The organism is Amycolatopsis sp. cg9 (genome assembly GCF_041346945.1).
Taxonomy (GTDB): domain Bacteria; phylum Actinomycetota; class Actinomycetes; order Mycobacteriales; family Pseudonocardiaceae; genus Amycolatopsis.
In genome coordinates this window covers 6,250,317-6,264,245 of sequence record NZ_CP166850.1, presented here as the reverse complement: position 1 = coordinate 6,264,245, position 13,929 = coordinate 6,250,317, and the positions used below count along the sequence as shown (strand labels likewise).

The window sequence follows — 13,929 nt, the reverse complement described above, 5'->3', positions numbered from 1 at the left end:
GACAAAGAGACCCGCAAGACCGCACTCCTGACGGCGGCACGCGAGCTCGCGGCCGAACGCGGTGTGCGGGAGGTCACGCTGACCGAGGTGACCAACCGGGTCGGCCTGCACCCGTCGGCGCTGCGCCGCTACTTCGAATCCCGCGAAGAGCTCCTCCTGGAGCTGGCCGAACAGGGCTGGGCCGATTGGCGCGACCAGCTGCTGGCCGATCTCGACGGCAGGCACGGACTGACCGCCGCCGAAGTGGCCGACGTCGTCGCGGGCTCGATGGAGCGGTTGCCGCTGTTCTGCGACCTGCAGACGCACGTGGTCCTCAGCCTGGAGGGGGCGGTCCGCCTGGCGCGCGCCCGCCAGTACAAGACCGCGGCGACCTCGGCGTACGCCGTGTTGACGAAAGCCCTGGCCGAGGCCGCGGACCTCACCGAACCGGGCGCGAAGACGCTGCTGACGGCGGCCATCAGCGGCGCGGCCTACCTCTTCCAGCTGTCCCGGCCGTCCCCGACCCTGCGGCAGCTCTACGAAGAGAACCCGCAGTGGGCGCACAGCGCGCTCCGGTTCCGCGCGCAGCTGACGACGTTGCTGACCGCCGTCGCCCGCGGCGCCTGATTTGTTCACATACATGGACATCATTCACATACATTGACGAATGTCCGGAGTGTGACTTATAAAGGATCGGTCCGGGTGTCACGCCGCAACACCTCCGCCACCCAGCAGTCTCCGGAGGTTTCGGGTGACCCGAAACGGTCCCTTGCTTCGCGCCGTCCTCACCGGCGCGGCCGCGTGCCTGACCGCGGCCGCACTCGTCCACGCCGTCCCGCCCCGCGCCGATGCCGCGCCGGGGCCGGGCGCACGCACCGATCTCGACCTCGGGGCCGCCAACCGGCGGGCCCCGATCGCCGGGCTCTACGACTGGAGCAAAGCCGGGTACCGGGGCGGTGCGGCCCTGCCCGGCGACGCCGACGTCAACCCCGACGCGGCCTGCCGGATCACCCCGGCCGAGCTCGCGGGCCAGTTCGGCGTCAAGCCCGGTGACAACGCCGACGACACCGCCGGGATCCAGGCCGCCATCGACTCGATCAAGTCGGCCTGCTCCCCCTCGGCGAGCTACACCAGGCTCAGCCTGATCACCTTCCCCGCCGGGCAGTTCGACGTCACGCGCGAACTGCACGTAGACGCCGACTACCTGATCCTGCGCGGCGCCGGCAAGGACGCGACGAAGTTCTCCTACCGGCCCGACGCCACCACCCGCTACGACACGCTGACGCCCGACGGCTCCGACTGGGACGAAGACGGCATGACGTCCGGCGCGGGCAAGGGCGGCTGGCTGTGGCCGGGACGCGGCCTGTTCCGCGTGCAGTCCCGCGGCGTCGATCCCGCTTACAACAGCGACTACGCGGCCGCCCCGGCCAACCGCAAGGACATCTTCGAAGGCACCGTCAACGTGCACTGGAAGGCCGGGGTGAAGCTGCGCGCCAAGCCGGGTGACACCGGTTTCGCGGCGCGCACCGGCGACCGCGTCGTGTACCTCGCTGCCAGCGGCTCACTCGCGAAGCTGGCCGCCGGCGGGTACGTCAACGTCCGTGCGGCCAACACCACGAAGTTCTACCAGCAGCAGAACGCCACCGGCACCGGGTTCCCGCTGCTGAACATGCACATGCGCCAGCAGATCTTCCGGATCACCGCGCTCGACACCGCCAACCGGACGATCACGGTCGACAAGCCGCTCGAGTACGACGTCCCGGTCACGTCCACTTCGGACGGTTCGGCGCCGATCGACGGCACGACCTACGACTCGAAGGCCGCGCCGCTGGTGGATCCCGTGCTCGGGGTCGGGTTCGAGGACTTCGGCTTCACCCAGCCGATGCCCGGCCTGGACCCGGCGGCGGCCGACGACAACTACGGCAACATGGCCCCCGACGCGGAAATGCACGGCATCGTCTTCAAGTGGGCCGTCGACGCCTGGGTGCGCGGCGTCCGCACGGACATGACCGGCTCGCACCCGATCGTCACCGAAGAGGCCAAGAACCTCTCGATCGTGAACAACGAGCTGAACGGCGCCTGGAACAAGGGCAAGGGCGGCAACGGCTACTTCCGCGGCTCCCGCGTCTGGGATTCGGTCTACGCGGGCAACACCTCGACCCGGCTGCGGCACTTCACCTTCCAGTGGTCGGCCGCCGGCAACGTCGTCATCGGCAACTCCTTCGACTCCGACCTCAACCTGCACGGCGGCTGGGAGCGCAACAACCTGTTCGAGCTCAACACCGTCCGGGTGTCCTACGCCCACCGGTCCGGCAACTGCACGGCCAACTGCGGCGAGGAGGGCGGCGGTGGCCCCGACGCGTCGACGTGGTTCCCGATCTGGTGGGGCGCCGGGCAGAAGGCGGTCAAGTGGTCCGGTTCTTCCGGCTACCGCAACGTCTTCTTCGGCAACGAGATGACCAAGCAGGTCACCGCCGGTGCCCCGTACACCGCCTACTACCCGGATCGCCACCGCGTCTACCAGTTCGGCTGGGACGGTTCGGCCTTCCACCACCTCGACGTCGCCGGCATCCCGATCCCCGACTGGGCGGCGAACGAGCAGCGCGACTACACCGGCGGCCACGGCGTCGACGCGACGAAGACCGACCCGGCGGAGTCGTTGTTCCTCAAGTCGGCGGGCGGCGCCCCGCCCACCACTCCCCCGGTGCCGTCGACGACCACGACGGCACCCCCGGCCTCGTGCCTGTCGGCGGCCTTCGCCCAGGCGTCCACTTGGGACACCGGCTACACGGCGAAGATCACCATCACCAACCGCTGCGCCACGGCGACGACGTCGTGGCGGGTCGGCCTCGACCTGCCGGGCGGGACGACGGTGGCGAGTTCGTGGAGCTCGGTCCGCACCACGGCCGGCGCGCACCACGACTTCGCGAACACGAGCGGCAACGGGACGCTCAAGACCGGCGCCGCGGTGACCTTCGGCTTCACCGCGGCGGGCACCGGCCTCCCGACGGCGTGCGCCCTCGACGGCGTCCCGTGCACCAGGTGAACTGAGCCGGGCAGCGGCCGCGCCGGCGGCCGCTGCTCACTCGCCGTACAGCGCGATCCGCTGGAAGGCCGCGAGCGCGGCGTCGATCGGGTGCGGCTGCGGGCGGCCCGAGGCGTCGAGTGCGTTCCACCGCTGCAGGTTCAGCGCGAGGGCCAGCTGCCGCCCGCCGTCGGCGCGGGTCATGGCCAGTGCTCCGCCGCCCCAGACCGTGCCGCCGTGGCCCCAGAACGTCGGCCGGCCCGGTGCCTCCGTCGGGTGCAGGCCGAGGCCGTACGGAATCACCTTGCCCTCCTGGGAAACCACCGGCACCGTGCGTTGCATCTGCGCGAGCGACGCCCGGCTGACGATCTCACCGGCCAGCAGCCGCGCGTAGAAGCGGTTGAGGTCCGCGACCGTGGAGATCAGCGACGCCGACGGCCCGACCCACGACATGTCGTAGACGCTGTAGTCGCGCGGCGGGTCGATCATGCCGAACCAGGACTCGTAAAGCCGCGAATGCGGGCCGTCGACGTGCGTGCCGCACGGGAGTTCGGTGTGCCGGAGCCCGGCGCGCTCGATGACGTCCCGGGTGATGACCTTCTCGGCCGCGGTACCGGTGACGTGCTCCAGAAGCGCGCACAGCAGCAGGTAGTTGGTGTTCGAGTACCACCCGGGAGTGCCGCCCGGCCGGCCGGCGCGCGGCGCGCTGACGCCCAGGCGGATCAGCTCGGCTGGGTCGAATCGCGTGAACCGGTGGTCGTCCAGGCTCTGCGGCGAGGTGTTCGCCAGATCGGGGAACGCCCGTAGCGACGGGTAGGCGTAGGGCAGGTACTCGGCGAGCCCGCTGGTGTGGTCGAGCAGCATCCGGACCGTGATCGCGTCGCCGGGGACGAGCTCCGGCAGGTAGTGCCGGGCCGGGCGGTCGAGGTCGAGCAGGCCGTTCTCGGCCTGGCGCAGCACGGCGGCGGCGGTGAAGGTCTTGGTGATGCTGCCGACGCGGTGGCGCAGGTCCGCGGTGGCCGGCCGCCCGGTCTCGGTGTCGGCGACCCCGGCGGCACCGCGCCAGACGTCGCCGCCGTCGCGGACTTCGGCGAACAAGCCCGGCACGCCGGCGCGGTGGACGTCTTCGAGTGCGGCGTTCAGTGCGGCGGAATTCAGCACGGTGTCCTCCCAGAGCACGGGCCCGACGACCGGACCCCATGTGTCCTCATTATGCACGCGGTGCGTGCAACAGCAAGTGCATACGCTATGCTGAGCCTCGGCGAAAGGGGCGCGATGGCAGGCCGCAGGCGTTGGACGACCGAGGAAATCCTGGACACGGCGGCGGAGCTGCTGCGCACGAGCGACGCCGAGTCGTTCAGCGTGCGCAAGCTGGCCGCCGCGCTCGGGACGGACTCCTCGAGCCTCTATCGGCACTTCCGCACCAAGACGGAACTGCTGCGCGCGCTCGCCGACCGCATCCTGGTGTCCGCCGTGGACGGCTACCGGCCCGAAGGCGACTGGAAGCAGCGCCTCACCGCTTTGGCCCTGCGCTTGCGGGAAGCCTTCGGCACGCAACCGCAGATCGCGGCGATCTGGGGCCGCTACGCCTCGGGCGGCCACGGTTCCCGGCTGGTCATGGAACAGGTCCTGCAGGCACTGCGCGAGGCGGGCCTGCCCGACGAGGAGATCCCGGTGCGCTACCACCGGCTCGCGATCCTCATCGCCGCGCTGATCTCGGCCGAAGCCGGGGTCACCACCATCACGGCCGAGGAGCGCGAGCAGGGCATGGAACTGTTCCGCGTCGCCGTGCTGGGCGCCGACCCCGAGCGCTTTCCCGCGCTGGCCCACTTCGCCCGCGACGTCCGCCCCCTCGGCGCGGACCGCGGCGCGGCGTTCGAAGAGCTCATCGCGGCCCAGCTCGCCGACATCGAGGCCGCGATTCCCTGATCACCGCACCCGCGTGGGCGTATACACCCGGCCGCGCGGGTGGTTAACCTCCGCCGGTGAGGTTCCTCAGTGTCGCGCTCACCGTGCTGTCGGCCGTCGGCTTCCTGGTTCCGCTTCCCCCGCCCGCGCGGGCCGAAGCGGCGGCCTGGGTGGGGCCGCTCAGCACCCGCGGGCGCTACATCGTCGACGCCAACGGCGACCGGTTCAAGCTGAAGGCCGCCAACTGGCACGGCGCGAGCGGGACGTGGACCGGGTCGGGCGACCCGGCCGACCCCGCCGGCCACCACGCCGGCGAAATCGCCTACCAGACCCCGCTCGGGCTGGACCGCGCGTCGATCGACACCGTCGTCGACGGGCTGGCACGCCTGGGCCTCAACAGCGTGCGGCTGCCGTTCTCCAACGCGATGATCCACGACACCGCCGCGGTCCCCGACCTGCCCGCCAACCCCGGCTTGCACGGCCTGACGCCGCTTCAGGTGTACGACCGCGTCGTCGAGCGGCTCACCGCACGCGGGTTCGCCGTCATCCTCAACAACCACACCACGACGTCGCGCTGGTGCTGCGGGCTCGACGGCAACGAACGCTGGAACACCGCGCAGAGCGAGCAGCAGTGGCAGGACGACTGGCTGTTCATGGCCCGCCGCTACGCCGCGAACAAGCGCGTCGTCGGTGCCGACCTGTACAACGAGGTCCGCCGGAACACCTTCGACGACCCGAACTGGGGCTGGGGCAACGGGACCGACTGGCAGCGCGCGAGCCGGCAGGTGGCCGACCGGATCCTCACCGAGGCCAACCGGGACCTGCTGATCATCGTCGAGGGCATCAACTGGACCGGCCTGCCCATCGACGGCTTCGCCCACGGCCGCCCCACGCTGGAGCCCGCGCGCACCCTGTCGCACACGCTCGTCGACTCCGGGAAGCTCGTCTATTCCGCGCACTTCTACGGTTACACCGGCCCGAACCACTCCGGCGCGACCGGCGTCGGCGAGACGCACGACCCGCGCTACCGCGACCTCACGCCCCAGCAGCTGCGCGACACCCTTTACCGGCAAGCGTTCTTCGTCGAGGCGGAGACCGGCAAGCACTACACCGCGCCGCTGTGGATCAGCGAGTTCGGCGAAGGCCGGGGTACCACCGACGCCGCTTCCCGTGCCTGGTTCGAGAACTTCGTGGACTACCTCGCCGAGACCGACACCGACTTCGCCTACTGGCCCGCGGTCGGCTTCCACACGAACGGCTCCGGCGATGGCTGGTCCCTGCTGGCGTGGGACGCGGCGGGCCGGCGCATCGACGTCCTCGACGGCACCGACTGGCGCGGCCCGGCCTGGCAGCGGCTGGTGGACGCGCCGTCGCGCACCGGGCAGATCCCGCCCGCCGAGCGCTGGTCGATGCTCGACCTGGACTACGCCGACTTCCAGGCCTCCCGCGAGGTCCGCGCGAAGCCGGACTGGGATCCGGGCGCGCGCAAGGGAGCCTGCCCCGACGGCCAGCGCCTCACCGGCCTCGCGCACACCGGCAACCGCGGCCTCTGCACCGGCACGCTCCCCACGCCCACGGCGTACGTCACGGTCCGCAACGAGTCCTATGTGGACACCGAATGGGCGTCCGGCTACACGAAGGCGCAGTGCCCGCCGGACCACGCGGTCGTCGGCTACAGCGTCAAGGGCGCGGCGGTCTCGGCGGTCCTGTGCGGCCGCTCCCCCACCCCGCTCGGCCACACCGGCCGCACGGTCTGGTTCGACCGCGGCGACAACCGCCCGTCCGGCGACCTGGGCGGCGACTTCGCTTCGGGCAACTACAAGGGCCAGTGCGACCCCGGCGAATACATCGCCGGGGTCGCCTACACCGGCCGGATCGGGTCGAGCCGGACGCCCGACGCGCTGCTCTGCCGCTCCTAGACGACCGTGAAGCTCGACGTCAGCGTCGCCGACGAGCTGGCGCCGACGTACACCTCGATCTTGCCCGGCTCGACCCGGAACGCGGCGGCGTTGTCGTAGAACCCGACGTCGTCCGGGGTCAGCGTGAACGAGACTGTCGTCGACGCGCCCGCTGCCAGGGTCACCCGCTGGAAGCCGCGGAGCCGCCGGACGGGCTGGACGATGCTCGCGACCGGGTCGCGCAGGTACAGCTGCACGACCTCGTCGCCGGCGCGGCCGCCGGTGTTGGCGACGCGGACGCTCACCTGGAGCCGGCCGCCGCGAGCCGGCATCCGGGTGTCCGAAAGGCGGAGGCTGTCGATGCGGAACGTCGTGTACGACAGGCCGTGGCCGAACTCGTAGAGCGGTCCGGATTCCAGGTCGAGGTACTTCGACGTGTACTTGTTGGCCGGATCGGCCGGGCGGCCGGTGTTCTCGTGGTTGTAGTAGATCGGGATCTGCCCGACCGCGCGCGGGAAGCTGACCGGGAGCTTGCCGCCCGGGTTGACCGCGCCGAACAGGACGTCCGCGATCGCGTGGCCGCCCTGCACGCCCGGCGCCCACGCCTCGAGCACGGCGGGCGCGTTGTCGTGCAGGTACGGGATGGTCAGCGGCCGCCCGTTGACGAGCACGACCACGAACGGCTTGCCGGTCTCCTTGATCGCGGCCACCAGCTGCTGCTGCACGCCCGGGAGGTCGATGGTGCTGCGCGCCGCCGCTTCGCCGCTCATCGCGGCGGTTTCGCCGACCACCACGACGGTCACGTCGGCCGCGCGAGCCGCGTCCTGCGCGGCGGCGAACCCGCTCGTGTCGCCGCCGTCCACGGTGCACCCGGCGGCGTAGGTCACCGTGGCGCCGGGCGCCGCGGCCTTGATCCCGTCGACCACCGTCACCGGCGGCGTCGTGCCCGCGCCGGTGCCCAGGCCCGACCAGGTGCCGTTGAGGTCGTAGGTCGCCGCGCCGAGCGGGCCGACGACCGCCACCGAGCCGACCGACTTCGCCAGCGGCAGCACCGGCCCGTCGTTCTTGAGCAGCACCATGCACCGCGCGGCGGCCTGCCGCGACGCGGCCAGCGCCGCGGGCGAAGGCGCTTTCACCTCGGCCGATTCGTCCGCATACGGGCGTTCGAACAGGCCGAGCCGGAACTTGACCAGCAGGATCCGGCGGACGGCGTCGTCGATCTGGTCGCGGGTGATCCGCCGCTGGTCCAGCAGCCGCTGCGCGAACTCGGCGTAGGTGGTGCTGACCATCTCCATGTCGACACCGGCGGGCAGCGCGGCCGCCGCGGCGTCCGCACCGTCGCCGGCCAGGCCGTGCAGGATCAGCTCCTGGATGCCTGTGTAGTCGCTGACGACGAACCCGCCGAAGCCGTAGCGGCCCTTGAGGACGTCGTGCAGGACGTAGCCGTTGCCGTGCGCCGGCACGCCGCTGATGGTGTTGAAGCTGGCCATCACGGTCGCGACGCCCGCCTCGACGCTGGCCTTGAACGGCGGCAGGTAGAGGTTGTGCAGCCGCTGCAGCGAGACGTCGACGGTGTTGTAGTCGCGCCCGCCCTCGGCCCCGCCGTAGGCGACGAAGTGCTTGGCGCAGGCGGCGACCCGGTCCGGTTTGCCGTAGTCGTCACCCTGGTAGCCGCGGACCTTCGACACGGCGAGCTTCGTGGCCAGGTAGGGATCTTCGCCGTACCCCTCGGCGATCCGCCCCCACCGCGGCTCGTGGGTGACGTCCATCATCGGCGCGTAGGTCCAGTGGATGCCGCTGCTGCGGGCTTCCTTCGCCGAAACCGTCGCGTCCGCGGCCGCCACCGCAGGGTCGAAGCTCGCGCCCTGGGCCAGCGGGATCGGGAAGTTGGTGGTGTACCCGTGGATCACGTCGAGACCGAAGATCAGCGGGATCTTCAGCCGCGTCCCCTCGACGGCGAGGCGCTGCAGGGCGTTGAGCTTCGCCGCGCCGACGACGGAGAAGACACCCCCGAGCCGCCCGTCCGCGAGGGCCGCCCGAGCGGTGTTCTCGTCCCCGACGAGCTGGAGCTGCCCGATCTTCTCGGCCAAGGTCATCTTCTTGAGCAGCGCCTCGACGCGTTCATCACGCACCGGCCGCCCAGCACTCTCCGCGGCGGCGGCGGAGGGAGCGAGCAGCCCCATCGAGGCGACGCCGCCGGCGAGCCCGGCGAGCACACTGCGCCGGTTCACCCCGTCCGCGGCCGAAGTTTCGGGACTGACCTGCTGCGACATGGCGGGGACCCTTTCGCGAGGCACACGGAAGCGGGGAGTGAACTCCTTAGATCGGGATCGAGCGCGAACAGCGTATGCCGCCACGACGGGCCCCGCAGCGCACCGGAAGCGGCCCAGGACCCCGGCGAAGTCGGAGGTCGGCCCGCTCCCACTCCCACTCCGGCTCCCACTCCGGCTCCCACTCCGGCTCCGGCTCCGCGACAGCGCCGCCGGCCGCCGCCGGATGCGCCCCAATGTGGCGTTGGGTGCGTTGGACGCACCGAACGCCACATTGGGTGCGTCCGGGTCCGGAACACCAGCCCCAGCAGTCACACCGGTCACGACCGCGCCGAGCCGGCGGCGCCCGCGGCGCCGGTCGCCCCCGCGCCACCGCTCGCCCCCGCGCCACCGGTCACGACCGCGGCGCCGGCCACCCCGCGCCACCGCTCAACCCCGCGCCACCGGCCGCGGCCCCCCGGCGCCCCGGCGCCCCGGCGCCCCGGCGCCCCGGAAGCGGCTAGTCCGTGCCCCCGGCCGGCCACGGGTTCCCGGCGGTCAGCCGGGCCGTGAACCCCGTGTCGTCGCGGTGGAGCGTGACCTGGCTGCAGATCTGGTGCGTGATCCACAGCCCGCGCCCGCCGACTTCGCGCTCGGCGGGCAGCAGGCCGGCGAACGGGTCGGCGGGGCCGTCGCCGGTGTCGTGCACCGTCACCACCATGCAGCCGGGGCCGGCCCAGATCCGCAGGGTGACCGGCGGGCGGCCGTGGCGCAGGGCGTTGTCGGCGATCTCGCTGACCGCGAGGACGAGGTCGTCGATCTCGGCGGCGGGCAGGTCGGTCTTGTTCGCGGCCAGTACCGCGTGCCGGGCCTCGCGCGGCTGCGGGTCGGTGAGCTCGATCAGCGGCTCGGTGCGCTGGATCGGGTGCGGCGTCATCGGCCGCGGGCCGGCCAGGAAGGCCAGCGGGTCGACGAAGCCGTCGTTCGCGCGGTGCCCGCCGCCGGGGGTGGCGACGAACGGGTGGGTGCGGGCGACGTCGTCGAGCACGTGGCGCGGGGTCGTCCGGGTGTCGTAGGCGCAGATGCTGCGCAGCGGGAACTCGTCGTAGGCGTGGTTGACCGCGGCTTCGTAGCGCGCCCACCAGTCCCACGACGTGTCGATCGCGGCGCGCGGGAGCTCGCCGAGGATGCGGATGCCGGCCGCCCCGCCGGCGACGAACCCGGCCATCAGCTCGCGGTAGGACCGGATCGCGACGGCGGGCCGCGCGTAGAGGTCGCCCATCGGCAGGAAGTGCGTGTCCGCGTCCGGCGGGAGCGCCGCACGCAGCAGCTCGGTGTGCTCCCGATCCAGCGAGACGACGGTCGGTTCGCCCGCGGCGATCCCCGCGGTCAGGAACGGAACGCCGACGGCGACCAGTTCGTCCTCGGACGCGTAGCGGACGACGGCGTGTTCGTAGCCCCTGGCGGCGGTCATAACGCGGCCACTCCGCGGAAGCCGGTCCGCGTCACCGGGTCGACGGCCGCCGAGGACGGCCAGTGGGGCGACATCTGCACGAGCCGAGCGTACGCCGTGCTCGCCGACCCGCCGGGCCATCCGGGGTTAACCGTCTCCTTACCGGGAAAGCCCCGTCCGACCACCACCCCGGACGTCGGAGGGAACACCGTGTTCCGTCACACCAAGCTGCTGCAGTTCGAAGCGAAGCCCGAGAAGCCCGACCCCGTCTACGCCCACAAGCTCCAGGAGCTCATCGGCGGCGCCTACGGCGAGATGACCGTGACGATGCAGTACCTCTTCCAAGGCTGGAACTGCCGCATCGAAGGCAAGTACAAGGACCTGATCATGGACACCGCGACCGAAGAGATCGGGCACGTGGAAATGCTCGCCACGATGGTCGCCCGCCTGCTCGAAGGGGCCCCCGCCACCGCCACGGCCGAAGCCGTCAAGGACCCCGTGATGGCCGCCGTCATCGGCGGCATGGACCCCCAGCAGGCCATCGTCGCCGGCGGCGGCGCGCTGCCCGCCGACAGCAACGGCACCCCCTGGAACGGCAAGTACATCGTCGCCTCCGGCAACCTGCTGGCCGACTTCCGCGCCAACGCCGCCGCCGAAGCGCAGGGCCGCCTGCAGACCGCGCGGCTCTACAACATGACCGACGACCCCGGCGTCAAGGCGATGCTGCAGTTCAACCTCGCCCGCGACACCGTCCACCAGAAGCAGTGGCTGGCCGCGATCGAAGAGCTCAAGGCCGACGGCCTCGAAGACGAGATCGTGCCCAACGCGCTGCTCGACGAGGAGGACCAGACCCACAACCACACCATCTGGCACCTCTCCGACGGGCCCGACGGCGCCAAGGGGGCCAGCTGGACCACCGACGCCGGCCTCGAGTACCTGATGGACCCCGAACCGCTCGGCGGCCCGGGCACCGCGCCCAAGCCCGACCCCGCGCTGTACAGCACCTACGCGCCGCTGCAGGACGCGAAGGGCACCGTGAAGGGGAAGGCGAAAGCGGCCAAGAAGAAGCTGAGCTGACGTCTCCGCGGGGCCGCCGCGCTCGACGGCGGCCCCGCGCCCGGGCAGCCGTCCGGGCGGGGAGAGCCACGTCACGGGTTCGGCCGGGGCGGGCCGGGTACCCGGGCGGGGTTCGCTCGCGCACCTGTGGAGGCCCAGTGCAGCCTTGGCCCGGTTCCCCCTACCCGCTCGGAGCCGATTACGACGGCGTCGGCACCAACTTCGCGCTCTTCTCCGAGGTCGCCGAGCGCGTCGACCTCTGCCTGTTCGACCCGGACGGGACCGAGACCCGGATCCGGCTGCCGGAGGTCGACGGGTTCGTCCACCACGGCTACCTCACCGGGATCGGGCCCGGCCAGGAGTACGGCTACCGGATCCACGGGCCGCACGACCCCGCCCGCGGCCTCCGGTGCAACCCCGCCAAGCTGCTGCTCGACCCGTACGCGAAGGCGGTCACCGGCCGGGTCGACTGGGACGAGTCGGTGTTCGGCTACCGCTTCGACCGCCCCGAGGAGCGCAACGACGACGACTCCGCGGCGCACACCGCCCGCGCGGTGGTCGTCAACCCGTACTTCGACTGGGGCAACGACCGGCCGCCGAAGGTGCCCTACAACGAGACGGTGATCTACGAAGCCCACGTCCGCGGGCTGACCAAGCTCCACCCGGACGTCCCGGAAGAGCTGCGGGGCAGCTACTCCGGGCTGGCGCACCCGGTCGTGCTCGAGTACCTGAAGACCCTCGGCGTCACGGCCGTCGAGCTGATGCCGGTCCACCAGTTCCTGCACGACCACGCCCTCACCGAGCGCGGTCTCGCCAACTACTGGGGCTACAACTCCATCGCCTTCTTCGCGCCGCACAACGAGTACGCCGCCTCGATCCGGCCCGCGACACCGGGCAGCGAGGTGCACGAGTTCAAGGCGATGGTGCGGGCGCTGCACGAGGCCGGGATCGAAGTGATCCTCGACGTCGTCTACAACCACACCGCCGAGGGCAACCACCTCGGGCCGACGCTGTCCATGCGCGGCATCGACAACCAGGCCTACTACCGGCTGGTCGGGAACGACCCGCAGTACTACATGGACTACACCGGTACCGGCAACTCGCTCAACGTCCGCCAGCCGCACACGCTGCAGCTGATCATGGACTCGCTGCGGTACTGGGTCACCGAGATGCACGTCGACGGCTTCCGGTTCGACCTCGCCGCCACGCTCGCCCGCGAGTTCTACGACGTCGACCGGCTGGCCACGTTCTTCGACCTGGTGCAGCAGGACCCGATCGTCAGCCAGGTGAAGCTGATCGCCGAGCCGTGGGACGTCGGCCCCGGCGGCTACCAGGTCGGCAACTTCCCGCCGCTGTGGACGGAGTGGAACGGCGCCTACCGCGACACCGTCCGCGACTTCTGGCGCGGCGAACCCGCGACGCTGGGCGAATTCGCTTCCCGCATCACCGGCTCGTCGGACCTCTACCAGAACGACGGCCGCCGCCCGTTCGCGTCGATCAACTTCGTCACCGCGCACGACGGTTTCACCCTCGCCGACCTGGTCTCGTACAACGAAAAGCACAACGAGGCCAACGGCGAGGACGGCCGTGACGGCGCCGACGACAACCGCTCGTGGAACTGCGGCGCGGAGGGCCCGACCGAGGACGAGAAGGTCCTCGACCTGCGGGCCCGCCAGCGCCGCAACATGATCGCCACGATGCTGCTGTCGCAGGGCGTGCCGATGCTGCTGCACGGCGACGAGCTCGGGCGCACGCAGCAGGGCAACAACAACGCCTACTGCCAGGACAACGAGCTGTCGTGGGTGGACTGGTCGCTGCTGGAGCGCAACCGCGAGCTGTTCGAGTTCACCTCGGCGGTGATCGGCCTCCGCCACCGGCACCCGGTGTTCCGCCGCCGCCGGTTCTTCGCCGGCCGGCCGATCCGCCGCGGCGACGAACTGCGCGACATCGCGTGGTTCACCCCCGCCGGCGACGAGATGACCGACCAGGACTGGGAAGCCGGCTTCGGCCGCAGCATCACCGTCTTCCTCAACGGCGCCGCGATCCCCGACCTCGACGCGCGCGGCGAGCAGGTGGTGGACGACTCGTTCCTGCTCTGCTTCAACGCCCACGAGGACGACATCACGATGACCGTCCCGGGCGGCGAGTACGGCGAAGAGTGGGCGATCGTCCTCGACTCCACCACCGGCGAGGTGTTCCACCGGTCGGTGGGCGGCGTCCTGGTGGGCGGTGTGGCGGGCGACCAGCTGACGACGCCCCGGACGGTCCCGGGCGGCGGCACGCTCGTGGTCGGCGCCCGTTCCCTCGCCGTACTGATGCGGAAGACGGGCCAGGAGGCGTGATCCGGACCCCGTCCGGATC

At 71.6% G+C, this 13,929-nt stretch carries 9 protein-coding genes; 6 read left to right on the top strand and 3 right to left on the bottom strand.

All coding sequences use genetic code 11. The features are described from left to right. The first annotated feature begins 27 nt into the window (after nucleotides 1–27). Both AB5J73_RS29165 and AB5J73_RS29160 read left to right on the top strand, forming a co-directional pair. Nucleotides 28–606 (top strand): TetR family transcriptional regulator, encoded by a 579-nt coding sequence (locus AB5J73_RS29165; protein ID WP_370973376.1) that lies wholly within the window; start codon nucleotides 28–30, stop codon nucleotides 604–606. Between the two features lie 124 nt (nucleotides 607–730). Then, a complete protein-coding gene (locus AB5J73_RS29160) occupies nucleotides 731–3,025 on the top strand; it encodes a cellulose binding domain-containing protein (protein ID WP_370961864.1) in 2,295 nt (764 codons plus the stop codon). A 36-nt stretch (nucleotides 3,026–3,061) separates the two neighbouring features. Here the strand turns inward: AB5J73_RS29160 and AB5J73_RS29155 are convergent, their stop codons facing one another. Beyond that, nucleotides 3,062–4,165: a serine hydrolase domain-containing protein gene (locus AB5J73_RS29155; RefSeq protein WP_370961863.1), complete on the bottom strand. Its 1,104-nt coding sequence runs from the start codon at nucleotides 4,163–4,165 to the stop codon at nucleotides 3,062–3,064. Between the two features lie 114 nt (nucleotides 4,166–4,279). Between AB5J73_RS29155 and AB5J73_RS29150 the strand changes: the two genes are divergently transcribed. Both AB5J73_RS29150 and AB5J73_RS29145 read left to right on the top strand, forming a co-directional pair. Then, nucleotides 4,280–4,933: a TetR/AcrR family transcriptional regulator gene (locus AB5J73_RS29150; RefSeq protein WP_370961862.1), complete on the top strand. Its 654-nt coding sequence runs from the start codon at nucleotides 4,280–4,282 to the stop codon at nucleotides 4,931–4,933. Nucleotides 4,934–4,989: 56 nt separating this feature from the next. After that, nucleotides 4,990–6,831, top strand: a complete 1,842-nt coding sequence (locus AB5J73_RS29145) for a glycoside hydrolase family 5 protein (protein ID WP_370961861.1) — start codon at nucleotides 4,990–4,992, stop codon at nucleotides 6,829–6,831. On the opposite strand, the gene bglX is transcribed toward AB5J73_RS29145, so the two are convergent. Beyond that, nucleotides 6,828–9,083 carry a beta-glucosidase BglX gene (gene bglX, locus AB5J73_RS29140; protein ID WP_370961860.1) on the bottom strand — a complete coding sequence of 752 codons (2,256 nt, stop codon included), beginning with the start codon at nucleotides 9,081–9,083 and terminating at the stop codon, nucleotides 6,828–6,830. The two genes, AB5J73_RS29145 and bglX, sit on opposite strands and share 4 nt — an antisense overlap. A 496-nt stretch (nucleotides 9,084–9,579) precedes the next feature. After that, nucleotides 9,580–10,533: an anti-sigma factor RsbA family regulatory protein gene (locus AB5J73_RS29135; protein WP_370961859.1), complete on the bottom strand. Its 954-nt coding sequence runs from the start codon at nucleotides 10,531–10,533 to the stop codon at nucleotides 9,580–9,582. 189 nt (nucleotides 10,534–10,722) lie between these two features. Between AB5J73_RS29135 and AB5J73_RS29130 the strand changes: the two genes are divergently transcribed. After that, nucleotides 10,723–11,589: a manganese catalase family protein gene (locus AB5J73_RS29130; RefSeq protein ID WP_370961858.1), complete on the top strand. Its 867-nt coding sequence runs from the start codon at nucleotides 10,723–10,725 to the stop codon at nucleotides 11,587–11,589. A 137-nt stretch (nucleotides 11,590–11,726) separates the two neighbouring features. Continuing rightward, nucleotides 11,727–13,910 carry a glycogen debranching protein GlgX gene (gene glgX, locus AB5J73_RS29125; RefSeq protein WP_370961857.1) on the top strand — a complete coding sequence of 728 codons (2,184 nt, stop codon included), beginning with the start codon at nucleotides 11,727–11,729 and terminating at the stop codon, nucleotides 13,908–13,910. Nucleotides 13,911–13,929 lie beyond the last annotated feature (19 nt).